The organism is Ginsengibacter hankyongi (genome assembly GCF_008710285.1).
In the GTDB taxonomy this organism is placed as follows: Bacteria; Bacteroidota; Bacteroidia; order Chitinophagales; family Chitinophagaceae; genus Ginsengibacter; species Ginsengibacter hankyongi.
Genome location: NZ_VYQF01000001.1, coordinates 47,282 through 70,918 on the forward strand (window position 1 = coordinate 47,282; position 23,637 = coordinate 70,918).

Below are 23,637 nucleotides of genomic sequence, written 5' to 3' on the forward strand. Positions count from 1 at the left end.
TTAATTAGCCAAAATAAATTTTCTTAAAAAATTCAATGCCATCATCCCTGTAACTTCTATATTTCTTTCCCGGCTAAAACGCAGATTTATTTTTTGTGTTTGATAATCTTCTTTATTACCCACAGCCATCCATACAGTTCCCACCGGCTTATCTTCGGTTCCTCCGTCCGGTCCCATGATTCCTGAAATAGCAACGCCATAATCTGTATTTAATTTTCCGAGCAGGCCTTTCAACATTTCAACAACTGTTTGTTCACTTACAGCACCCAATGTATTTAAAGTATCTCCGTGTACGCCTAACACAGATTCTTTTACATTATAAGAATAACTAACGATGCTGCCTTCGTAATATTTAGACGAACCTGCAACAGATGTGATAAGATGGGCCACATATCCTCCTGTACAGCTTTCCGCCGTAGAAACGGTTTTATTTTTTTCTTTCAATAATTTACCCACGACCACTTGCATCGGCTCATCCAAATCTGTAACCAAATAATCTTTTGCCAATAGTTTTAAATCATTAAAATATTTATCAATATTTTCTTCAACAGCATTTTTATCAAAGCCGCTTGTTGATAAACGCAATCTCACCATGCCATAAGTTGGCAGATAAGCCAGTTTTATTTCAGCAGGTAATTCATCTTCAAAATCTTTAATAATTTCTGCAAGTGCAGATTCTCCAATGCCTGCAGTAAGCATTGTACGATGGACTATAACTGGTAATTTAAATTTTTCTTTTAACAATGGAATTACCGCCTCTTCCATAATACCTTTCATTTCATAGGGAACGCCTGGCATGCTTATATAAATAACTCTTCCTTTATTAAATATCATTCCTGGCGCGGAACCTCGTTTATTCTGAATTACTTCGCATACATCCGGAACTTCAGCCTGCCTTAGGTTTACCTCTGAAATTGGTCTTTTAAAAACCTGCTCGAATAAATATTTTACATTTTTAAGAGCACCTTCATTTACCACCATTTTCCCTCCAAAATAATTACAAAGCACGTTCTTGGTAATATCATCGGAAGTAGGTCCAAGGCCGCCTGTCATTAAAATTATATCGGAATATTTGCTCTCTTCATCCAATATATCTACAATGTCAACAGCACTATCCCCAACGGCTATACGCCGTTTTACAGCCACTCCTATTTTATTAAGTTGTTGGGCAATCCATGCGCTATTAGTATCAATTACCTGGCCTATCAGTAGTTCGTCACCAATCGTTATAATACTTGCATTCACATTTTTCATGAGGCAAAATTAAGCCACCAAATTAAGATTACCATTTTGCCTTAGTTTTGAATAAAAATATTTATAGTTTGAAAAATTTATTTCTTTTATTCATCTCATTTTATTCAACACAGTTGTTTGCACAGGATGTAACCAATACTTTCAACAATGCATACAAGAAGTTCGCGGCAGACAAAGCTTTTAAACATGCGACAATAAGTTTATTGGTAATTAATAATACAACCGGCAAAACAGTTACAAGCGTAAATACTGAAACAGGCCTTGCACCTGCAAGTTGCCAGAAAGTGATAACTGCCTGCACCTCGTTTGAACTGCTTGGACATAACTTTATCTATAAAACCATTTTGGGTTATACTGGTAAAATTGTGAATGGTGTATTAGATGGCGATATCATCATCAAAGGAAGCGGGGACCCCACGTTAGGCAGTTGGAGGTATCCTGAAACTGCCGAAGAAAGTATTATATCAGAATTTAAACAAGCGATATCACGGGAAGGAATAACCGAAATCACAGGACACGTATATGCGGATGAAAGCGCGTGGAAAGGCGAAGTGATACCGGATGGCTGGATATGGGAAGATATCGGGAACTATTATGGAGCCGGTGCAAGGGCATTAAACTGGCGGGAAAATCAATACGATCTTTTTTTAAAATCAGGTAACAAAATTGGCGATACGTTACAATATGTTAATAATACGCCCCCATTTATTGATGGACTCAACTTCAAAATAATGGCGACATCTGCAGCAAAAGGAAGCGGCGATAATTCCTACATCTATATTCCGGAAAATAATAAGGAGACTTATGTAAGAGGTACTATTCCCATTGATGAAAACCATTTTAGTATTTCGGGCTCTATGCCACATCCTCAGACGCAACTGGCGATAACACTGGAAGCCGCTTTAAAGAAAATGCCTGTTGAAAGTATTGCAATGAATCATCCCGCATTTCAACACAATACCAATGGTTTAAACAATTTCTATTCGCACCAATCTCCTAACCTGGATAGTATAATATATTGGTTTTTACAGCGGAGTATTAACCTTTACGGAGAATCATTAATAAAAACACTTGCCTACCACTTTACGAATGTTGGAGCTACCGATAGCGGCGTAAATATTATAAAGAATTTCTGGAGCAAAAAAGGCATTGAGCCTTCCGCAATAAATATCATCGACGGAAGCGGCCTTTCGCCGGCCAACCGTGTTACCACAAAAACTCTGGTAAGTGTTATGCAGTATGCGAGAAAGCGGGATTGGTTTCCATCTTTTTATAATGCATTGCCTGACATTAATGGTATTAAAATGAAAAGCGGGTCAATCAGCGATGTGTTATCTTACACCGGTTTTATCAAAAGCAAAAAAAATATCGACTATACTTTTTCTTTTATCATAAATAACTACGATGGCAATGCTAATGATGTGAGAAAAAAAATGTGGGCTTTGCTTGACCTGTTAAAATAATTAATTCAATTTCTATAACCTTAAATAAATAATATGAAAGCTCAAAGTTACAAACATCATTCACGCTACGTCCCCTTGTATCATTTTATTGTTTCAACTATATTGATTTTATGCCTGGCCGGTTCTGCCTGGAACTTAGTCAAAGCCTATCAACATCATTCTGGTAGATTAGTTGCAGCCATCATATTCGGGTTAAGTTATTCCAGCATTATAACGTTATGGTATGCACGCAGCTTTGCACTTCTGGCGCAGGACAGGGCGATTCGTGCAGAAGAAAATCTTCGCCATTTTGCCTTGACGGGTAAATTATTAGATAAGCGTTTACGCAAATCACAGATAATTGCATTGCGGTTTGCAGATGATACGGAATTTGTTATTCTTGCAGAAAAAGCTGCGACCGAAAACATGAAAGCCGATGATATTAAAAAAGCAATTGTAAACTGGAAACCAGATCATCACAGGATTTAAGCAGGAACCTTACTGTTTCTTTTTTTTTCACCAACCATTCCCCTGTCTGTCTTATGCAAAATCCATATTGAAATCATCAGCCAAACGACGCTCAGGCAAAAGCCTGCCAGTACATCGCTGGGATAGTGTACCCGAAGATAAACTCTGCTGAAGGCAATAGTTGCTGCAAAAAAAATCAGGAAAAATGCAATAAGCATTTTCCAGCGCTTTCGAATATTTGCATGCCAAATGATATAAATAAGAATACCGAAAAAAGTAAAAGACGAAAATGAATGTCCGCTTGGATAACTAAATCCCGTAACGTTATTAATAAGCGGATCAAGTGGACGATGTCGCCTAAAGATATCCTTAAATAAAAAAAGAATACCTGTGCTGCTTAGTCCTATCATAGTGATATCGAGTGCCAGCCTGCCTTTTTTTCTAATAATATAATATATAATCAACACCACATAAGCCGGGAATAAAAACATTTCTGAGCCAAAGTACGTAAAGGATTTCATTAAAGAGGTTGTAACGGGCGATACTAATGTGGCGATAGCTCCTGAAATAGCCTGGTCAAATCCCCCCTCCTTTTCCAAAACAATTTCATCGGTGATGGACACAAAAACAAATAAAGTTGCGAGGAATAAAACAAGTGCAATAATGAACCTTAAGGTTATCCAGGATACTTTCCTCGCTTTAGGAATTCGATCTAATTTGGGTTCAGAAATTTTTTCCATCTATTCTTGCCAGATTTATTTATAAGTTGAAACTACTATTCAAATTTATGTTCAATAACACAAAACAAAATCTTACAACAATCGTACTATAAATTCCGCGATAAAATCCCCGATGATAAAAACAATTTTAAACAAATTTTGGAAGAACTGTTTCGCAACCTTATTTTTGCGCCGGAGGGATGTCAGAGCGGTTTAACGAGGCGGTCTTGAAAACCGTTGACTGTTACAGGTCCGGGGGTTCGAATCCCTCTCCCTCCGCTGAAATCAGTTATTTAAAATAACTATAAGTAAAGAACGCCTGTAGAATCTAGCTTTTACAGGATTTTTTATTTTCTGGCTTACCGGTATTTACTCCATTTTATTGCTTTTTCCAGTGAGTGATTCGTGGAGTCTTATTTCACTTTAAAAAGATCACTCAATTTCACACAAGTATTTCATTATTAATATTTTATAAAACGCCTGTATATATTTCATTATGATTTAACTGTAATTTCATAACCCTAAAAATGATTAATTATGAAAAGAGTTTTGGATTATTATTTTATCTCAAAAATCTAAAGTTAGTAGAGCGATGGCGTTCCTATCGAAACTGTTTCTAAAATGCTCGGTTGTAGAAATATTAAAACCAAGCAACGTTTTGCCAAGATATTAGATAGAAAGATTAGTGACGATATGAAAGGTTTGCGACGCAAGTTTTATTTTAATAATTGATCGAAGTATTTAGAAGTTGGTGTATGTAAAATTTATCATTGAACAATTTTTAAACATTTTTGGGGTTAATTATGCTGTTATTTTATTTCTTATCCGATCGCCTTTTTCCGTCAGGATATTTAGGACTTACTGCATTTCTGTTTGCTTTTACTTAAAGATTAGTCAAACGTTTCTCAATAATAGAGATAAAAACTCTCACAATAAGCGTAAATGAAAAGCCGGATTTATTTTCTTTTGACAGCAACACTTTGAAAATAGCACTGCTGCAATAGTCGGATTAAACGATGCATATTGGATATATCCAAACTCATTTATAGATTACCTTTGATCATTTAAGAAATAATAACCTGAATTAATAATTACCTGCTAGGTATCAGGAATAACATATTGCCATTTTAATAACTGCAAACCGGCACAAAAGTAAACTCCCATTTTACCGGGTTTTGCCAGTCCTTGCCTTTAAAACTTACAATTGGCGATTTTATTAAAACTATATTCCATCCTTTATGAAGTAATATTTTGGTTGGTTCCCTGTATTCGTAACCTTCATCAACTAAAGGTATTTCTGAGTTTCCTTTTTGGCCTGGACGCTTCCAATCAGGCGCAGGTATTTCATTCCCATTCACCCATATTTCGCTTTGTAAATTATTCCAGGTTCCTGAGTCCGGTGAATCTGTTGCCGGCGAACGGGATAAATTATTAAAGCCGATCCAGAACTCCCGTAACCTTTCTTCATCACTCCATATTTTCGTGTATGCATACCAGGTAGTATTCTCTTTCGGATGATTTAGAACGCCTTTAATAAGCGGCGCCCACCAATGTCTTAATATTATAGTTCCGCCAGTAACAATTTGTGAAGAAACCAATTGTGATTCATTTAATTTTTCTATTTCCGGTTCAAATTGTCTTGAAAGCTCACCGTTATTTTCATAAGGGCCATAAAGTCTCCAAACCATCTGACTTTGCTTTACATAAGGAAATGGAAGCTCTGTAAAATATAATTTTTTGTGATCTAACAAACGGTTTTCAAATTCAGTAAATTCATTGGCCTCGGGGGAGCCCGGGGTGCCAATAGTTGCCGTCCATCCTTTGCATCCTCCGCCGCGCCAGCATCTTTCTGCAAAGGCCAGGATACCGGGATAAACAGGATTCATTTTTAAGATATCAGTTTCATTTTCTACTTTCCTGTCGGGCCATAAGCAAAGCGTACCACCATTTATATTATCATCTTCGCGTGTGGTATCGCCTATTTGCCGGTTAAAAATAGTAACTACCGCTTCCAAAGGATCCATGTGGTTAATGTATAAATGTCTTGAATCAATAAATTTCAATGTTGAAATATTTCTTTTCCCATTATCACTCATCCAAAGCTGGCGGATAGTTTTATTATCAAGCGAAGCACCGGGGCTCCAGGCAACAGTTTTCTTTCCAAAGCTTTCCACGTATCTCAATATTTCAGGCATAAAATTTTTATTGGAAATATGCACCTCATCGCCTCCAACATGAAAATAAGGAAGGTCTTTAAACGTGGTAAAAAACTCTTTTAAAATATTTTTCAGAATTACTATGCCTGAGTCTGATTGCATATCAACACCCATCGCCCGCTTAAACGCTGCGCTGTGGCCAGGCATATCAATCTCAGAAACAAGAGTAATGTATCTCTCCTTGCAATAAGCAATCAATTCCTTTAGTTCGTCTACGGTATAATACATGCCTTTGTTTCGAAGCATATTTTCCGGGGCTGTAAGTTGTGGATACATTTTACTTTGCAAACGCCAGGCGATATCTTCTGTAAAATGAAAATGAAAAATATTGAGCTTGTATTTACTCATTACAGCAATCTGTTGTTTCAACAATTGCATTGATTGAAAATTTCTGCCAACATCCACCATATAGCCACGCCATGAAAATGCCGGCCAGTCAGTTATTTCGCAGGTAGTAACCAGCGATCCATCACGCGTTAATTGCAACAATGTTTGTATACCATTAAAAATTCCATGTGCAGTATTGGCCCTAATGAGAATTCTATTTTGTGTAACACTTAAACGATAAGCTTCTTCTTCCAACATCGGGGTTTCCACTTTACCAATTTCTAATTCGATAACAGGTTCATCTGTACCAGATGGTTTATTTACATCCATTATTATACCTTTTTCCCAAAGCTGTTGTTTCAAATTTTCGGCTTCATTTAATAACACGGAATTTTCAGTAACAATTTTTTTACAGTCAAAAAGGGGGAAGTAATTAGTTGTAAAACTTACTTGCTGCGGTAATGGAATAAGGGAAGGATTTCTTTCCAGGTCATATATATAAGGATATAAAATGTGCTTCCAGATAAGGTAAGCTTTGCCCTTTAAATGCAAACCGTCATTGGTAAGGTTAGCCTTTAGCTTTCCATTTTCATCAGCAAATGAAGAATATAAATCAATATACGTATAAGCGTGGCTGTTAGTACTAGCTTTTAATTTCGCATTTATAATTTTTATTTGTTCCCCTTTATCGGTGTGTGTATTGAATTTGCCATACACATTATTTACGGGCAATATACTTTGTACGTATAATTTTGTTGATGGCGATTGCTGGCGAACATAATCTGCTATTATCAAAATATTTTTTACAATGCTGTCGGAAGGAATATTTCTTGCAACGTCATTTACACCTATTAATAAAAAAACCTTAACCGGTTTCCTGTTGGTTATTTCATCCAGCCTATGCATTACTCCGGCAGTTATATCTCCGCTGATGCCACGATTTTTAACATGAATATCATTGAATAATTCAGTCCATTCTGCACCATCAGTAATGCTGTTGCCCAGAAATATTATATCACCGGTCGTTTGAGGTAATGTTTGAAAATGTGAATCCCGCTGCTGATAGTAAGTTGAAAATATAGAATCAGGATAAGAAGGCAGAACAACCTGTGAAAAGATCGAATGTTGTAATAAAAAACAAATTATAGTGAGTAAAGCTTTTTTCATTTTTTCAAAAGTCTTTTAGTCAACTTTTATTTTAAATGTAGATGCCGGTAAGTTTTCACTGTTTACAAGATTTGCGTCAGTAAATGGCTTCCATGCATAATAAACGTAACGCGGCTTTTGTTTTGACATGATGTAAACTTCATTTTCTTTAATGATGGCGTTCGCATCGGTTTCTCTATCAATAGAAAATCCTCTCAATGTTTTTCCGCCTGATATTCTTAAGCCATCGCCTGCATATTGAAACGAGATAATCGCTTTTCCATTTTTATATTTCGCATCGACCGGTAGTGGCCCCGATGGAATAATGTTTTCACCATAGGTTTTATTTAAAGCCCATCTTGCCAGTCTATCGCCAACAGTTTTCTTGTTCGTAGGATGCACACTGTTTTTAAAACCTATATCACTGCAAACAGCCATACCCCCATATTTCACCATAGTTAAAAGCTTCCTTTGTTCATCTCTAAACTGTGGCCAGAGCTGCGACTTATATTGTGCTGTACCTATTGATGATAGCTGTACCCAGTAAAAAGGTAATTGCGGTTGATGCCATTCAGCACGATAATCTTCTATCATTAATTTTTGTAATTCAGCATATTCATTTACTCTTTCAATTTCCTGAGCATTGCTTTCTCCATGGTACCAGATAACACCTTTTATCGGTAAATCGATTATTGGCTTTATCCCGGTTTTAAAAGCAAAACCCGGTTTGTACCCATGGTTGGGACCAGATGTATCCGCATATTTAATATCGCCGGCATTTTGCTTTCCCCTTTCCCTTATCCAAACAGGTAAAGCATCATTTGTTAACCAGTTGCCATTTACTTTAGCAGCAAATTGTTTGCTACGTTTTAAAACATCTTTGCTGATAAATGTTTCAATGGGACAGCCGCCTATGGCCAAATGAATTAAACCAATTGGGATATGTTCATGTTGCAAAATTTCCATTCCGAAATAATAACCTACTGCAGACATTTCTTTTATTGAATTGCTATCGCAGAGCTGCCAGTTTGTGTCGCTATAAAAATTGCCGGCGGCCAATCGAGTATTCATTGAATCAGTAAATGCAGTTCCAAAAATATTTTTACCAATGAATGAAGGATTATATAAACGAATCAGTGGTTGATTGCTTCGTTTAATTTCATCGGCAAAGTGCATTTCATTTTTCATCGAAAATTCCATGTTTGACTGGCCAATGCACAGCCAGATATCGCCTATCAATATATTTTTGAACGCTATCCTTTCATTGCCGCTGCTGATGATTAATGATTCTGGGTGAAGAGTTGCTTTGCGCCTGCCGAAAAAAATATTCCATGAAGAATCAGGTTGAACAATTGTCGTTTTGTTTTCTTTTGAAAAAGATACATTTACCACTTTACCAGGAATTCCGTTTCCCCAGATATGCACAGGTTGCTCCCGTTGCAATATCATATTATCGGAGAATATTTTTGCTACCCGCACCTGGGCAAATGTTGCATAAGGCAAAAGAAATATTAAGAAAAAAAATTTTTTCATTCCTATGCTATTTGAGAAAATCATACAATAATTGCATGCAGTACCATTCCTGTCTAGGCAAATGAAATGGGCCTTTGAATAAATTTCCTTTTGCCGCTTGCGCAATACTTCCATCACGATGGAGGTAACCAAACCACTCGCCATTAATTTTATCATGAAAATGTTTATAGGAATAATCATGAACGAGCTTGTGCCATTGAGCATACTTTTCGTTACCTGTTAGTGTATACGCTAATAATGTGGCAATAATCGTTTCGTTTTGCGGCCACCAGAATTTCATATCCTGCCAGTATTCCTGCACAGGTTTGTTATAAACATCACGGAAATACAGCATGCCACCATATTCTTTATCCCATCCGCGTTCCCACATGTAATCAAGCATGCGGCATCCCAAATCAATCAGGTGTTTATCATTGTTGCGACACTTTGCTTCATGTAAAATAAACCAGGCGCCTTCAATGGCATGGCCGGGCGTGAGCGTCCTCCCATCAATGTGATCTATGATACTCCCATCAGGCACTACCTCTTCCATCACGCATTTAATATCATCTTTTACAAAATAATTTTCTATTTCGTTTATCCATGTCATTATCAATTCATCGCATCTGCCATCACCAATAGTTTCCCGTAATTGCTGCGCAGTGTTTATCATAATCATCGGCACACCAATTCCTTTCGATGGCCTTGTATTGAAAAATTTAGGATTCAGTTTTTTTTCGCCTCTTGAATAGGCAATACAATCACCAAATATTTTCCTTGCATTTATGGCAGCTTCTTCATCACTGCTTGCTTTTGCATAAGCTGCAGCAGCAATTACATAAAATGTTTCAGAGAAAAAATATCTTCTTTTACGAATTGGCTTTCCATCACGTGTTACATGAAAAAACATTTGCCCATCTGTATCAAAGCAATATTTATTTAAAAATTCATAACCCAGTTTAGCGCCTTCCAACCATTCCGGTTTTTTTTCAACTGTATTGTACAAAGTTGCTAAAAGCCATGTCGCTCTCCCTTGTATCCAGACTGCTTTATCATCATCAAGCAAACTTCCATCTCTATCCCGCATCAACAGGAAACCGCTATATTCTTTATCATATGAGCGTGGAAACCAAAATGGAATGGTATCGCTTAATAACTGATTATTATAAAAATCTTTTAACCCAAGTAAATCTTGCTTTGAATAGGTCACTGTTAAATAATTAAATTGTTTACATCACTTCCAGGTTACTGCGGTAAATACTATTTCTTTATAATTATCCTTTTCATACAATAAACCTATTTTATTCTTACCTAATTTTACCAAATCAGAATAGGCTGTATAATCTTTTTTTGAATCAGTATCATTGCCATCAATTTTGTAACTTCTTTTCCAGGTTCTTCCATCATCGTAACTAATGCGTAAAGTAAGATGGTTCCTGCTTTTCACATCTGCTGCATTACAAAATGCAATAATATTTTTTCCATGGGTAGAACCGAGAGTTAATATACTTCCCTGGTTCACAGGATCAATCAAGGTTTTATCAAAATAAGTGGTATCCCACGTGGCACCGCCGTCGCTGCTTATTGAAACTATCCTTGCACGAATATCCCCACGCTGATTGCGGCTGTTCATCATTAATCTGTCATTACTCAATTCTGCAGCCATAGATTCATTACTGCCGGCGATACTGACGTTATCGGATATACGAAATGTTTTGCCATGATCATCAGTATAATATCCATTGGCCACATAATCAGTAAAATCTTTTTTAGGAGCATCTTGCGAATGATTGGCCGAAATAAATATTCTTCCTTTATACTTTCCCTTTTGAAATTGCATCGCATGGCCGGGAGTATTGGCAAAACTTCTCCAGTCTTCCGAAAAATTGTATACCTGGTTAATTTGTGGTTGCCTTGGTCGATGAACTTCTGCTGTTATATTAACACCTTTACTCCAACTTCGTCCGTCATCAATGGATGTTTTATACCACACTTGCCGTATCCCATTTCCTTTTCTTACCTGCCCTTCATTATTATTTCCAGTGTTATAAAAAAGGAAAATTCTTCCCTGCGGATAGGCCTGATCGTTAGTATCTACTACCGGCGCGCAATTTCCAGCCTGCAAAGAATCTGCATCAACAATAATTTGGAGCGCACTCCATGTTTTACCATTATCCGCGCTTTTCTTCATGACTATATCAACATTTCCAAAATCAGACGCTCCGTTAACTCTTCCCTCGCAAAAAGCCAATAAAACTTTATTTGGTAAACGAATAATTGCAGGGATGCGGAAACTTTTATATCCTTCAGTTCCGGAAACAAAAACCGGGATTTTATCCTGGCAAAATGAATGGAGAAAAAATGACAGGATAAGCAATGTCGCTATAAACTTTTTCATTTCATATTTAATTTTATATCTGAAAAGCCCTTAAACTTTGGCCGAAGGAATATAAGCTGAATGATTACTGCCACTAACACTACTGCACCAAGCATTGCAAAACTCTTCCCGAGGTTACCGGCATCAGAAGAACTTCCCAATAAATCAGTGATAAATGCACCTAAGAAAACCCCGGTCATATTCATAATTCCGTAAGCAGTTGCCCTGTTTTTGGCCGAAACGAACTGGCAAAGTATAGGCATGTTATTGGCATCGAACATTCCATAGCCAACACCGAAACAAAGTGCGGCTCCAATAACATTGAAAAGTGAATGCCCGAACCCAAGCAGAAGCAAAGAAGGAATAGTGAGTGATAAACCAATTGCACTTGTATATATTCTTCCGCGTATATTTTGTTGAACCCATTTATCCGATAATATGCCACCAAAGATCACTCCCAGAAAAGAAGATGCCGCGATGGTTATCGTGGAAAGCGGCCCAGCCTGCGACATAGGTATATCTAAGTTTTGAGCAAACAAGGTTGGAAGCCAGTTTTTAGTGGCCCATCCCGGCAAACTGGGAATGGCGAAATAGAATAGAATAATCCAGAATGAAACATTTGTAAATAGCATTGCTAGTCCTTTAAAGACAGGAATCCTTCCCGTATTTAAAGTGCTATCAACCGAGGTCTCTTCACTTTTATTTTTTTTCTCTCTTAAAAAAAGAACTAAAACCAATGAATAAACGATGCCCGTTATCCCAAACCAGTGAAAAGTTACGTGCCATGAAAATGCAGCCGCTATCGTAGCGCCAAATCCTCCCAAAGCCTGTCCAACATAAAGCCCTGTCATGTGAATGCCGATGGCAAGCGACCTTGTTTTTTCACTATGAAAATCTGCAATCAGGGACAAACCGGCGGGGATGTATAAGGCCTCGCTGATTCCCATAATTGCTCTCAACCAGTATATTTCATGAAAATTTTTCGCATATCCCATACCGTAAGTAACACCGCTCCATACAAATAAGCTTATTACTATCAGCCATTTCCTGTTCACTTTATCTGCAATAATGCCGGATACCGGGCTCATGAAACCGTATACCCAAAGAAAAATGCCCATGAGATAACCAAAATTAGTGGCTGACTGCAATTCGTGTATATCAACCTGCATGGAAGGACGCATAGTAGAAAGCATTTGCCTGTCCATGTAATTTAGCAGGGCAACTACCCAAAGCAACGCAACTACTATCCATTTATAATTTTTGCTTTCCTTCATGATGTATATTTTCCATTGAAAAACTAAATCGCAGGAACAAATCCATTTGTGTTGCCCCTATCTTCCCGGGCAATGATATAAAATTAGTAACAACCGTTATCGGCCTATTTTTCCAATCATTATATTTGGAGTTCTCACACCGGGTCTTATTTCTCCATTTGAAATTACAATATCATTCCTCCACATTATTGCCGTGGTAGTCACTTGTACCGGGAAGGGCAAATCCCCAATTTTCGTCCATTCGTTAATGTTAGTATTATATAATAAAATACTTTTATCAAATCCTTTATGGTGAATGCTTAATTCGTTCTTTTGTTCAGTTAGCTTTTCTTTTTCTTCCGGACTTGTTGCCTTTTTTATTTGGGCAATATAATTTTCAATCTGGTGGAACACCTTTCCATTGTCGCCTCCGATAATCATAATTTCATCATTACCTAAAGCCACGCCGCAAGCGGCAGATAGGTTCGTAATATATTTACCGTTAGATATATCAGCACACTCGCTCCACTTTTGTGTGTCAATATTAAAAGCATAAACAGTATGATGTAAATCGCTGACGCCGGACAGGGATTTTGATCTTCCTCCAATGACAAAAATTTCTTTTTCATTTTTTACATATTGGGACACTGCAGTTGCATTTGCCAATGCAATCGGAAGATGGGGAAGCTTCTGCCATTGAGGCTCTGCATCATCAAGATTGAGGCTATAAAAACTATTAGAAGAAATTTTTTCTTCATCGCCGCCAACAGCATATAAAGTATTCCCTATATGGGTAAGCGCTATGTTTGTTAAGGCTATTGGCAGATTGGGCAACGCCTCTATATCCACTGTATCTTTTTGGTTATTCCATCTTAATAAATGGCATCTGTTTGAGATACCGTTTTCATTTTCGCCACCAACATATGCAATTCCTCTATCCGTTGAAGTACTGCCGCAATAGGCAATTGGCTCCGGCAATTTGTTTATTACCTTTTTATTCCAAAGAAAGTTTACCCCATCTTTTTGTAATACATGGATCTCATCGGAGTAATATTTCTTTCCCCCTTCCCAAGGCAATCCATGAGGAAAATTAGCGCCGCCTGCCACAATCAAAACATTGTTGCTAACGCCATTAATAACACCGGCAAAACCTAATGACTTTGACTGTCCTCTTGATGGCGGTAATGCAGCACCAAATTTCCATTTGACGGAAGGGCTTATGTTTTGGGCGGAGGCAGCCAATGTAGATAACATAATTATTAAAAAAGTTATTCGCCTTATCATTATACTTTAAGCTTTTACACCGGGTGATTTTTGAGAGCAAAAGCTATTAAAATTAATTTGTTCCACATCTTTTTTAAATAGTTCAAATTGCTGGTCATTCATATTTTTTACAGGGAGGCGAAATTCGCCGCAGTCCATCCCTATCATTTTCATGTAGGCTTTACCGGTAGCAATACCACCATATTTTCCGAGCAGCGATATCATATCAATAGACTGCTGCTGCAATGCCTGCGCATTATCAAAATCGCTATTATTAAATGCATCTATCAGGCTGTAGTACAAAGGCGCAGCATAGTTGAATGTGCTCCCTACGGCTCCTTTAGCGCCAACAGCTAATGCAGAAAGCATGCTTTCATCCCGCCCCCAAAGTAAATCATACTTTGCTTTTTGAAAATGCAGGCAGGACAGAAAATCCATAAAATCCTCGTGAGTATATTTAATGCCGGCAAAGTTTGGAATCTTTCCTTCAATGCTTTTTAAAAGTTGTATCATTGGAAAATCAACGCCGTTTAAAACAGGAATGTGATAATAATAAAAGGGCATGCCCGGAACTTCATCTGCGATAGCTTTACAACATGCCGCAAGCGTTTCCACATCTGCAGGCTTAAAATAGAACGGGGCGGTAAATGAAACTGCGTATAAGCCTTCCTGTTGGGCATACTTTGATAATGCAATGCAGTCTGCTATGCAAGTGCCTCCTACAAGGACCATCACTTTAAATTCAGGATCATCTTTTGTACAATCGGCCCAGGCTTTTATCATTTCCTTCTTTTCTTGCATATTGAGAGATACCCCTTCTCCTGTAGAGCCGCAAATAAATGCGCCGGAAACATTATTGGCTGCAAGCATTTCATAATATGAGGGTATCGCTGATGTGTTCAGTGTGCCATCATTTTTCATAGGAGTAAATGGTGCGGCAATTAAGCCTTGTAAATGTTGAATATTCATTTTAGAATAAAATATAGTTTAGTAAAAGCCGGGGATATGAGTATCCCCGACGCAATTTATGATTGCTTATGAGAATTTGCTTAATTAATAACCTGGTGTCTGTTTATACAAGGGATCGAGATTTAACATCTGAACAGAAATGGGCAACTCAAGGGTGGGTCCTTTACCTGAGGTAACGGTTGCCTCTGACAGATAAGCCGGGTTCACGTAATTATATACCCATTGATCGCCGCATCGTCTTAATGCCCACCAACGTTTACCTTCGCCAATTTCTTCCCGTAATTGTTCTTCTAACGTCGCCCTGATATTATCATCAACACTGCCACTTACATAAGGCGTATATGTTGGGCCGTATGCTCTCGAACGTAGACTATCAATTTCCGGTGAAGGGTCTTGTCCTAGTTTGGACTTAGCTTCTGCCATTAGCAACAAAACATCAGCATAACGATAAATTGGAAAATCATTTGTAAAAACCTGGCTGGTGCCGGATGCAGTGCCAATCCATTTGTTCAGCAACACACCTCTTACGGCATAAGGAGCCGAAGTACTATACATCACTTTAAACGTACCGGCTATCCTTTGGTCCGGAGGTCCACTTGTTAATTTCGTAATCATATCCTGGTTCATTCCCACCCGGTTGGAACCGCCAACATAAGGATAAACATAAGACACTACTTTAGTAGGATCACTTGATTTCTCAAAAGTTAGCGTATTTGCTTGTATGGAATTTACCGTAAACTCAGCGAATACAGTATTTTGCGCCTGGCTTAATTCATAGTTTAGTGCAAAAATAATTTCAGGATTGTTCGCTTTTTTTGTGGGATCAAAAATGTCGGAATATTTTGGATCCAATCTTAATGTGCCTCCCTGTAAATCTTCTACCTGTTGCAGCGTAGATTGAGCTATCGTTAAATCAGCATTACCTCCTTTCAATAAAGTACCTGTCCAAAGATTTACATCTGCTTTTAAAACTAACGATGCCACAGCATTCCAATAAACACGTTTTCCTGCTGGGAAAGAATAGTTGCCATTAAATAAAGTAAGAGATTGCTCTATATCACTTTTTATTTGCATAAAAACAGAGTCAACAGGCGTACGTGCCGCATAAGTTTGTGCGGTACTGTTGATCGTTGGTAAAGTTTTAGTAATTAAAGGAACGCTGCCCCATGTTTTAGCCATTGTGTAATAAATGTAGGCACGAATACCATACATCTCGGCTAAATATTGATTTTTAGTAGCGTCCGGTAAAACAGTAGTAGCGGTAAAATATTGAATGGCATTGTTTATTTGGTATATCAGGCTGTAAAAATTTCCCCAGTTACTATAAGGTACATTTAAAGCACTTATATTTTGATCATAAAGCTGTTGATGCCCGCCGTCAACAGACTCTGTAAAAAGACCATCTGTCCAGATTTCTGAACGCATTTCTCCTAGCCCAAATAGAGTGCTGTTGTAATTTCTGAGTTGGGCGTACACGCCGGTATATAATGTAACCAAAGCATTGGGGTTAGAAAGATCGGCAGCCGACAATACATCCTGGGGGACTGCCTCTGCTAATTGCTTTTTGCACGAGGTGATACTTATTATAAGTATCAAAACGGGCAGTAACTTAATAAATGATTTATATGTTTTCATTCTAAATTATTTTATGTTTTATTTTTTTGATTTAGCGGAATTACAGCGTAACATTAACGCCTAAGGTGAGACGTCGTGGCAGCGGGAATTTTCCATTATCAACTCCGCCAGTCTCAGGGAAATTGCCGCTGTATTTGGTGAAATAAGCCAGGTTATTGCCTGTTATAAATAATCGGGCTCCCTTTATCCTGTTATGAAATGATTGCTCCAGTAAACTTCTTGCCAGGTCGTAACTTAATGTTACTTCCCTTGCCATTAAATAATCTCCTTTCTCCCAAAAGTTCGCCGGAGGATTATTGCCGGAAGCATCTGTCGCATAATTTCTTCCCTGGTTCGCCCAGTAAAATCTTGGCAGTGTACCACTGGTGTTAGCAGGCGACCATGTCTTTAGAACATCAACGGTTGAATTCTGAGACCCTTGTACCTGGCTTAAGCCTCTTAGTTTTTCATTGTTAAGAATTACGAAGCCTACGGCAAAATCAAATTGTGCGTATAGGCTAAAACCCTTATAGCTGATAGCTCCCGAAAATCCGCCTGATAACTGAGGAGTTGTTCTGCCGACATAAACAAACTGCCTTGAATCAATGGTATCGTTCGGATTTACCTGGTGCCAGCGGGCGTCGCCCAGTTGTTTTAATGTTTTATGTGTATACGGCAAAAAGGAATTATATACATTCGCATCTTTATCAATTTCACCCTGTGACGTATAGATACCATCATACTTAGGTGCATAGACTTCGTCTAGCCCTACCCGTTGTCCTTCCTGCAGGCCGCCAACCTGTATTAGTTGAGTTGGATTTTTTGGATCCCAAACCTGCATAGTCCCCTGCCTGTTTCCGGGAAGCCCGTTGAACGGCAGCTTCACTACATAGCTTTTAACTTTAAAAAGATTAGCGCTGATATCAACACTTAGGCCGTCTGCTTTTACAGGCTGAATAACCCGCGCTCTTACATCTAACTCAAATCCTTTGTTCTGCAATTGTCCGTTGTTATAGTATTGAATGCTTGAGAACCCAGAAGTAACGTCTAGAGGTAAGCCTGATATTTTGTTGAAAATATTTTTAATGAAATAATCACCGATAATAGTTACCCTGTTATCAAACAACCCTATGTCAGCACCAAGATTGGTGGTGGTGGAAGTTTCCCACTTCAAATTTGTATTGATATAGTTGGGATAATAGGTACCTCCAAGGCCATTGTACACCGATGTAGAAGGATAAGTTTGATCCGCAGCATAATAATTTTGCGAACCGTCAGAATTGGTTAGCGACGCAAGATTACCTACCTGCCCCCAACTGATACGGGGTTTAAATACACTTATAAATTTACTCGCAGGGCTGCTTTTAAAGAACTTTTCGTTTTGCATATTCCAGCCTCCGGAAATTCCGGAGAATAATCCGTATTGATTATTGGCAAGCCTTGAAGTGCCATCGTAGCGGATATTTCCTGTTATGAAATATTTGCTTTTATAACTATAGTTTACCCTGCCAATGGCAGAAGCTAATCTTTCCCATGCATTAAAACTTGAATAGGCTCTTTGTGGGTTAGTAATTGTTCCATTTACAACCGCCGGCGGGACTGATGCAGACAGCCATGGGAATAAATCCGTCGGCGCTCCGGATCCGGACCCCGTAAAAGTATGTTCTTTAAAATCATAAAATTCGCCACCACCCAGGATAGTAATATTATGTACTTTATTGATGGTTCTGTCAAACTGTAAAAATGCATTATAAGTATATGACACATCATTATAATTATTAAATGAAGCGGCCCTTGTTGTATTAATAGCCCCGTTGTTGCCTTGCTGGTACGAGGTATTGAAATTGTTTGCATTCTGATAGAGCAGGTACCCGGAACCGGTAGCCAAGAATTTAAGCCACGGCAATATTGTATAATCAACATGCAGGCTTCCCATTAAACGTTGCTGGCCGGTATTGTTTTGAGGTATCTTGCTCCAATAAAGTGGGTTTCCCAGGGTATTATCATTCGGACCGGGCAATATGGCGCCGGAAGTATCATTGTAATACCTAACGGTAGGGGCTACCCCAACAAATCTTTGCATTAAGCCACCTGCAGCACCACCTGCAGGGTCAACATAAGGGAGCTTCTGATCTAATGTGTAACCGGATATCGTAGTAGTTACCTTTAAGTTTTTACCTACATTGAGCCCTCCGTTAAAATTGAGACTTAATCTTTTAAGTTGAGAACCTATTACCATACCATTATCATTAAGAATACCGAGACCCAAAGCAAAACCACCCTGGTCATTTGCACCGGAAAAATTCAGATAATGTTCCTGTGTAGCATTTTGTTTTAAGATCATATCCTCCCTGGTTCTGACACCTAATTCATGGTAAAGAATTGTGTCCATTTGTCCCGATATAAAGGGATTAGGATCTATAAGCGTATTCCATCCGGACGTGCCAATAAGGCGCCGGTTGGCATTACTCAGTATCTGAGTAGTGTATAATCCGGTTGGTGATGTCCACCCATTATTTACTGCCCAGCCCCAGGAACCTACGTTCTGACCCTTATCGGTATTGGCAGCATTGGTATTACCATCTGCAACATCAGCCTCCCATCGGCTTTGAATGCCGCTTCTGTTCCAATGTATGAACTGAGCTGCGGTTAAATACTGCTCTGGATTGTAACGGATATAGTTTGTTGTATTTCTATAACTATAGTTTATTTGAGTCCTGCCCTTTTTGCCTTTTTTAGTGGTAATCAACAATACTCCATTCGCGGCTCTTGCACCATAAATTGCTAGCGAACCTGCATCTTTCAAGAGATCCACACTTGCTACATCATCCATGTTAATACCATATAAAGTTGACAATACAATACCATCTACAATGATCAATGGTGAACCCGTTCCATTGAAATTAGAGCCTCCCCGGAAGGAAATGCTGGGCGTGGTGCCGGGTTGGCCGGTCGATTGCTGAACCCTTAGTCCGGGCAATGTGCCCTGTAGTGCAGTACCAAGATTCGAGTTGGGCGAAGATTTTAAGACATTCTGATCTAAGCTCGCAACGGAACCCGTTAATGTTCTTCTTGTTTGCGTTCCATATCCTACCACCACCACTTCATCTAACTTACCGTTAGTAATTTTCAAAACCACATCAATCGCTGAAGAATTTTCCACCCTAACAGTTTTTGATAAAAAGCCAACCGAGGAAAATTTCAACTCGTCGTTGGGCGACGCGTCAAGATCATAGTTCCCATTAACATCGGTCTGAGTACCTTCTGTTTTTCCTATTACACTAATACTCACACCCGAAAGCGGATTATTATTTTCATCTGTAACTTTTCCGGAAATTTTTTTCATTTGTGCCCAACCCGATGCCGCCGTGAAAATTAAAGCCGTTGAAAGCAGCAGTTTTAAACCAGTAGATTTCATAAATATCAATTTAAAATGTATATTTGTATTATGTATGACATAATAAAATTATATTCCTTTTTTCAATTCACCAAAAAAAATTTAAAAAAAATTAAAAATTTATTGTTTATCATAAATTTACCGGCGGGATAATTCTTAAATGACGTTTAAAAAAACCGAATACTATCAGTATGAATATAGAAGCGATAAAAAATAATTTACGGATGGTGGATACCAGTTCCCTGGTTGATAAAGTAGAAGCCAAACTTGTCGAACTCCTGCAAAAAAGAAAGTTGAAGGTGGGTGATACTATTCCTAAAGAACTTGAGCTGGCCGAAACTCTGGGCGTAAGCCGCACCGTTATCCGGGAAGCATTATTGCGTCTTCGTATGATGGGTTTAATAGAATCCAAGAAAAAAAAAGGTTCAGTGATCACCAGCCCGGATTTGTTTGGCATGATGAGCAAAAGCATGAACCCGCACGTACTCGACGAGGAAACACTAAAGGAAATTTTTGAAATAAGACTTGTATTGGAAATAGGAATGGCTGATCTTCTATTTAAAAGAGTGACCAAAGAAGATATTGTGGAACTTAAAGAAATAGTAAGAAATGAACCGCCGGCTGCGCAATATCATTTATTTAACATAGATCATGAAATCGCCTTTCATGGAAAACTATATGAAATAACAGGGAATGAAACTTTAAAGAAATTTCAAAAAATGCTTCTGCCGGTATTTGATTACGTGCACAAAAGTGGTTTATTAAAAAAGCAGCCCTTACTTAAAACGTTTACCTCTCATAAAACGCTTGTAAATATTCTTGAAACCGGCACTCCGGAAGAATTCAGAAATGGGATGCGAAATCATCTGGAAAATCATTTTGCGAGGATTTTTCAATAACAATCATCCATCATGTCATTTTTTTTATAAAAAGTATGACGCACTTTTATCCTCTTCAATGCGGAATCACTTGAAATTATCTTTTTATAGTAAATCGCAAAAGCCAATGCCGGAATTGAAAACATCAATGTCCAATAAAAGTTGGGGTTATATATATATGCAGTTTTTATAACTAAAACATTCATTAGTACGATCATTAAAAGAAATGGGCTGCTAAACGAAAAAACTTTTTGTTTTTGAAACATGTTGACCCGAATTTAAAATTTAGAAAATGAGAAGACGTTATCTCTTTGTAAGTTGCCTTGTTTTATTTCTTCTTAAAATTTCCCGCAAAGCATCTACTGACTGTGAAACAGATCTGATAGCCTATGCTGCTTTTTTTTACATAATGATCATAGCCCGGCACCACCAATCTTATTTCGCATAATTTATTTTCAGGATTTTTACTGCTTCCCTTTCTTAGAATCACATTCGCACGGATAATGCTATTGCATTGTCTGAACAATTTCTTTACTTTTTCCCTTACAAATGTTTCCAAATTATTTCCTGCCTTAAAATCTGTCGATTTAATAATAATGTTCATAAAATTTATTTTATTAGAGAATAATATAATTGTGACAATTTTCAATTGTTTATTTCTTCAAAACTAAGCCGCCGTTATTAGAAGGAGATTAAGAATAAATTAGAAAGCAATTAAAATTATTTGGCTCGCACATTTTCGGCAATAGGCAGTTGTATTAGAACAGTAGTTCCTTTTCCAACAACGGAACTAACTTTTATCTGGCCTTTGTGTAACTTTATTATGCGATAGACTAAGGGTAAGCCTACACCAAAACCAGTAATTGATTTGCTATCTTCAGTTCTGTAAAATGGCTGAAAAATATTCTTCAAATCAGTTTCAGAAATACCTTTACCGCTGTCTTCGACAGAAATAATTATTTCCTTTGGTTCAACCACTAATTTTATTGTAGCAAGATGATCTGGTGAGTATTTGCATGCGTTAGAAACAACATTTTTTATGGCTGTAAGTAATAATTCGGCATTGCCAAATACCAATAATCTTTCTTCGTTTTCAGGTAATTGATCAAACTGAAGTTTTACAGAATACTCCTTGTTCATTTTTGTAACCTCACCCGGAAGCTGCATTAGTATTTCATCAACCCTGATTGAATTAATTTCAATTCCCCCTTTAATACCCGATGCAGTTGCGAACTCTAATAGCGTCTGGGTTAGCCTGCTCAATTGACGTACATCCTGGTAAACAGAATGCATTACTCCCTGGTATTCATTTGCATCCCTGGTTCTTTGAAGGGCCACCTCTAACTGGCTGGAAATAGAAGTCAACGGAGTCGATAATTCATGGGACGCCGACGAAATAAAGCGGCGCTGCATTTCAAAACTTTGTTGTAAGCGATCTAGCAATTCATTCAAAGTTTCAGTTAGATAGTTCCATTCATCATTCGCATTTCCTGATTTAATTCTATGTGCCAGGTTTTGCGCAGAAATATCCTTTACATCATCTGCAATCTTCCTGATAGGAATCAATAATTTTTTAGAGAAAATATAGCCTGAAGTAAACGCAATTAAATTGCCACAGAGGAAACTTATTAGTAAAATAATTTTAAGAAGATTAAGATTTCTTTTTCCTTCCTCATCAAAAGCAGCAGCCAGGATCACTCGCCGTTTATTATTTTTATTACGGTACAACGCGACCACGTCTCTGTTGCCAACAGTGAAAAAAGAAATCTCGTTCGATCTTACCTTATCCAATATTTCACCTGTAACATGTAAAGTATCAGATTGCTCATCATTATAGGCATATATTTTTTTATTTAAATTATTATACGCTTGAACGGCTTTATGTTTCAGAGGTATGATGGTTATCGAATCAATTTTATTTATCAGCCCCTGATCAAATATTTCAGGCTCGTTAAGCATATTTACAGTTGACATAGCATAATTGCTTAAATGCGCATTAGTATTTCTTAACCTGCTGTTATAAAAAAAATAATAAATAAAACCACAAAATAATGCAAGCAATAAGGACATTATAAGAGTAAAAAGCAATGTTATTTTAATTCTTACATGCATTAATGGCCTTTTAATATATATCCCATACCAATGTGGGTTTGAATTAATTTGTGCTCAAATTGCTTGTCCACTTTATTTCGCAGGTAACTTATATAAACGTCAATAACATTGGTATTGGTTTCAAAGTCAACATCCCATACGTTAATTGCTATATCCACTCTTGAAACAACCCTGTTTTTATTGCGAAGCAGGTATTCAAGCAATTGAAATTCTTTTGCGGTAAGATTGATAATTTTATCGCTTCTTTTCACTTCTTTATTGTCAAGGTTCATTTCCAGGTCAGCAGCTTTAAGAATATTTCCAACCGGCAGGCTTTGGTTTGTGGTACGTTTAAGCAATGCCCTTATTTTTAAAAGGAGTTCTTTAAATTCAAACGGCTTCACCATATAATCATCAGCGCCCGATTCATAGCCTTCAATTTTATCATTCAAACCGCTCATCGAGGTGAGCATAAGAACGGGAATATGTTGGTTTTGCGAACGAATAGCTTTGCACAAATCGTACCCATTCATACCAGGAAGATTTATGTCAAGAATAACCAGATCAAAATCTTTAGCGCAAAATAAATGATAGCCTAATTTACCATCATAGGCAACTTCCACATTAAAGCCAATTTCATCAAGCCCAAACTTAAGCGTATCGGCAATTTTTTTTTCATCTTCAACAATTAATATCCTTCTCTCCATAAAG

At 37.7% G+C, this 23,637-nt stretch carries 17 protein-coding genes and 1 tRNA gene; 4 read left to right on the forward strand and 14 right to left on the reverse strand.

The annotated features are described in order from the left end of the window. Complete coding sequence (locus FW778_RS00180; RefSeq protein ID WP_150412565.1) at nucleotides 1-1,254, reverse strand: CinA family nicotinamide mononucleotide deamidase-related protein; 1,254 nt, start codon at nucleotides 1,252-1,254, stop codon at nucleotides 1-3. Nucleotides 1,255-1,322: 68 nt separating this feature from the next. On the opposite strand from FW778_RS00180, the gene dacB reads away from it, so the two are divergent. Beyond that, nucleotides 1,323-2,717: a D-alanyl-D-alanine carboxypeptidase/D-alanyl-D-alanine endopeptidase gene (gene dacB, locus FW778_RS00185; RefSeq protein WP_202552008.1), complete on the forward strand. Its 1,395-nt coding sequence runs from the start codon at nucleotides 1,323-1,325 to the stop codon at nucleotides 2,715-2,717. 33 nt (nucleotides 2,718-2,750) lie between these two features. Next, nucleotides 2,751-3,185, forward strand: a complete 435-nt coding sequence (locus FW778_RS00190; RefSeq protein ID WP_150412567.1) for a DUF6526 family protein — start codon at nucleotides 2,751-2,753, stop codon at nucleotides 3,183-3,185. Here the strand turns inward: FW778_RS00190 and FW778_RS00195 are convergent. Continuing rightward, on the reverse strand, nucleotides 3,182-3,904 hold the full coding sequence (locus FW778_RS00195; protein ID WP_150412568.1) for a phosphatase PAP2 family protein: 723 nt from the start codon (nucleotides 3,902-3,904) through the stop codon (nucleotides 3,182-3,184). The two genes, FW778_RS00190 and FW778_RS00195, sit on opposite strands and share 4 nt — an antisense overlap. Before the next feature lie 173 nt (nucleotides 3,905-4,077). On the opposite strand from FW778_RS00195, the gene FW778_RS00200 reads away from it, so the two are divergent. Then, nucleotides 4,078-4,162: transfer RNA gene (locus FW778_RS00200), tRNA-Ser, on the forward strand. A gap of 848 nt (nucleotides 4,163-5,010) precedes the next feature. On the opposite strand, the gene FW778_RS00210 is transcribed toward FW778_RS00200, so the two are convergent. The 9 genes from FW778_RS00210 to FW778_RS00250 form a co-directional block, all read right to left on the reverse strand. Beyond that, nucleotides 5,011-7,593, reverse strand: a complete 2,583-nt coding sequence (locus FW778_RS00210; RefSeq protein WP_150412569.1) for a family 20 glycosylhydrolase — start codon at nucleotides 7,591-7,593, stop codon at nucleotides 5,011-5,013. A 15-nt stretch (nucleotides 7,594-7,608) separates the two neighbouring features. Continuing rightward, complete coding sequence (locus FW778_RS00215) at nucleotides 7,609-9,105, reverse strand: sialate O-acetylesterase (protein ID WP_150412570.1); 1,497 nt, start codon at nucleotides 9,103-9,105, stop codon at nucleotides 7,609-7,611. A 7-nt stretch (nucleotides 9,106-9,112) separates the two neighbouring features. Continuing rightward, on the reverse strand, nucleotides 9,113-10,294 hold the full coding sequence (locus FW778_RS00220; RefSeq protein ID WP_150412571.1) for an AGE family epimerase/isomerase: 1,182 nt from the start codon (nucleotides 10,292-10,294) through the stop codon (nucleotides 9,113-9,115). A gap of 24 nt (nucleotides 10,295-10,318) precedes the next feature. Continuing rightward, nucleotides 10,319-11,482: a sialidase family protein gene (locus tag FW778_RS00225; protein WP_150412572.1), complete on the reverse strand. Its 1,164-nt coding sequence runs from the start codon at nucleotides 11,480-11,482 to the stop codon at nucleotides 10,319-10,321. Then, nucleotides 11,479-12,735 (reverse strand): MFS transporter, encoded by a 1,257-nt coding sequence (locus tag FW778_RS00230; RefSeq protein WP_150412573.1) that lies wholly within the window; start codon nucleotides 12,733-12,735, stop codon nucleotides 11,479-11,481. Before FW778_RS00230 ends, FW778_RS00225 begins: the two co-directional genes overlap by 4 nt. Before the next feature lie 96 nt (nucleotides 12,736-12,831). Further along, nucleotides 12,832-13,968, reverse strand: a complete 1,137-nt coding sequence (locus FW778_RS00235; RefSeq protein ID WP_202552009.1) for a DUF1668 domain-containing protein — start codon at nucleotides 13,966-13,968, stop codon at nucleotides 12,832-12,834. Between the two features lie 36 nt (nucleotides 13,969-14,004). After that, the gene (locus tag FW778_RS00240; protein ID WP_150412575.1) at nucleotides 14,005-14,946 is read right to left on the reverse strand and encodes a dihydrodipicolinate synthase family protein; all 942 of its coding nucleotides are present in this window, start codon (nucleotides 14,944-14,946) and stop codon (nucleotides 14,005-14,007) included. 84 nt (nucleotides 14,947-15,030) lie between these two features. After that, the gene (locus FW778_RS00245; RefSeq protein ID WP_150412576.1) at nucleotides 15,031-16,581 is read right to left on the reverse strand and encodes a RagB/SusD family nutrient uptake outer membrane protein; all 1,551 of its coding nucleotides are present in this window, start codon (nucleotides 16,579-16,581) and stop codon (nucleotides 15,031-15,033) included. Nucleotides 16,582-16,621: 40 nt separating this feature from the next. Next, a complete protein-coding gene (locus FW778_RS00250) occupies nucleotides 16,622-19,978 on the reverse strand; it encodes a SusC/RagA family TonB-linked outer membrane protein (RefSeq protein ID WP_150412577.1) in 3,357 nt (1,118 codons plus the stop codon). Nucleotides 19,979-20,148: 170 nt separating this feature from the next. Here FW778_RS00250 and FW778_RS00255 point away from each other — a divergent pair, with 170 nt between their 5' ends. Continuing rightward, nucleotides 20,149-20,856 (forward strand): FadR/GntR family transcriptional regulator, encoded by a 708-nt coding sequence (locus tag FW778_RS00255; RefSeq protein WP_150412578.1) that lies wholly within the window; start codon nucleotides 20,149-20,151, stop codon nucleotides 20,854-20,856. Nucleotides 20,857-21,163: 307 nt separating this feature from the next. Here the strand turns inward: FW778_RS00255 and FW778_RS00260 are convergent, their stop codons facing one another. From FW778_RS00260 to FW778_RS00270, 3 genes are all read right to left on the reverse strand, one after another. Beyond that, a complete protein-coding gene (locus FW778_RS00260; protein ID WP_150412579.1) occupies nucleotides 21,164-21,439 on the reverse strand; it encodes an HPF/RaiA family ribosome-associated protein in 276 nt (91 codons plus the stop codon). A 116-nt stretch (nucleotides 21,440-21,555) separates the two neighbouring features. Then, complete coding sequence (locus FW778_RS00265; protein WP_150412580.1) at nucleotides 21,556-22,947, reverse strand: sensor histidine kinase; 1,392 nt, start codon at nucleotides 22,945-22,947, stop codon at nucleotides 21,556-21,558. After that, on the reverse strand, nucleotides 22,947-23,633 hold the full coding sequence (locus tag FW778_RS00270) for a response regulator transcription factor (RefSeq protein WP_150412581.1): 687 nt from the start codon (nucleotides 23,631-23,633) through the stop codon (nucleotides 22,947-22,949). The genes FW778_RS00265 and FW778_RS00270 overlap by 1 nt, the downstream gene beginning before the upstream one ends. Between the last annotated feature and the right edge of the window lie 4 nt (nucleotides 23,634-23,637).

What these genes read in the sequence shown, in the direction of transcription:
- FW778_RS00180 (WP_150412565.1), bottom strand. Translation starts at nt 1,254, where the DNA reads ATGAAAAATGTGAATGCAAGTATTATAACGATTGGTGACGAACTACTG.
- FW778_RS00190 (WP_150412567.1), top strand. Translation starts at nt 2,751, where the DNA reads ATGAAAGCTCAAAGTTACAAACATCATTCACGCTACGTCCCCTTGTAT.
- FW778_RS00195 (WP_150412568.1), bottom strand. Translation starts at nt 3,904, where the DNA reads ATGGAAAAAATTTCTGAACCCAAATTAGATCGAATTCCTAAAGCGAGG.
- FW778_RS00210 (WP_150412569.1), bottom strand. Translation starts at nt 7,593, where the DNA reads ATGAAAAAAGCTTTACTCACTATAATTTGTTTTTTATTACAACATTCG.
- FW778_RS00215 (WP_150412570.1), bottom strand. Translation starts at nt 9,105, where the DNA reads ATGAAAAAATTTTTTTTCTTAATATTTCTTTTGCCTTATGCAACATTT.
- FW778_RS00225 (WP_150412572.1), bottom strand. Translation starts at nt 11,482, where the DNA reads ATGAAAAAGTTTATAGCGACATTGCTTATCCTGTCATTTTTTCTCCAT.
- FW778_RS00230 (WP_150412573.1), bottom strand. Translation starts at nt 12,735, where the DNA reads ATGAAGGAAAGCAAAAATTATAAATGGATAGTAGTTGCGTTGCTTTGG.
- FW778_RS00235 (WP_202552009.1), bottom strand. Translation starts at nt 13,968, where the DNA reads ATGTTATCTACATTGGCTGCCTCCGCCCAAAACATAAGCCCTTCCGTC.
- FW778_RS00240 (WP_150412575.1), bottom strand. Translation starts at nt 14,946, where the DNA reads ATGAATATTCAACATTTACAAGGCTTAATTGCCGCACCATTTACTCCT.
- FW778_RS00245 (WP_150412576.1), bottom strand. Translation starts at nt 16,581, where the DNA reads ATGAAAACATATAAATCATTTATTAAGTTACTGCCCGTTTTGATACTT.
- FW778_RS00250 (WP_150412577.1), bottom strand. Translation starts at nt 19,978, where the DNA reads ATGAAATCTACTGGTTTAAAACTGCTGCTTTCAACGGCTTTAATTTTC.
- FW778_RS00255 (WP_150412578.1), top strand. Translation starts at nt 20,149, where the DNA reads ATGAATATAGAAGCGATAAAAAATAATTTACGGATGGTGGATACCAGT.
- FW778_RS00260 (WP_150412579.1), bottom strand. Translation starts at nt 21,439, where the DNA reads ATGAACATTATTATTAAATCGACAGATTTTAAGGCAGGAAATAATTTG.
- FW778_RS00265 (WP_150412580.1), bottom strand. Translation starts at nt 22,947, where the DNA reads ATGCATGTAAGAATTAAAATAACATTGCTTTTTACTCTTATAATGTCC.
- FW778_RS00270 (WP_150412581.1), bottom strand. Translation starts at nt 23,633, where the DNA reads ATGGAGAGAAGGATATTAATTGTTGAAGATGAAAAAAAAATTGCCGAT.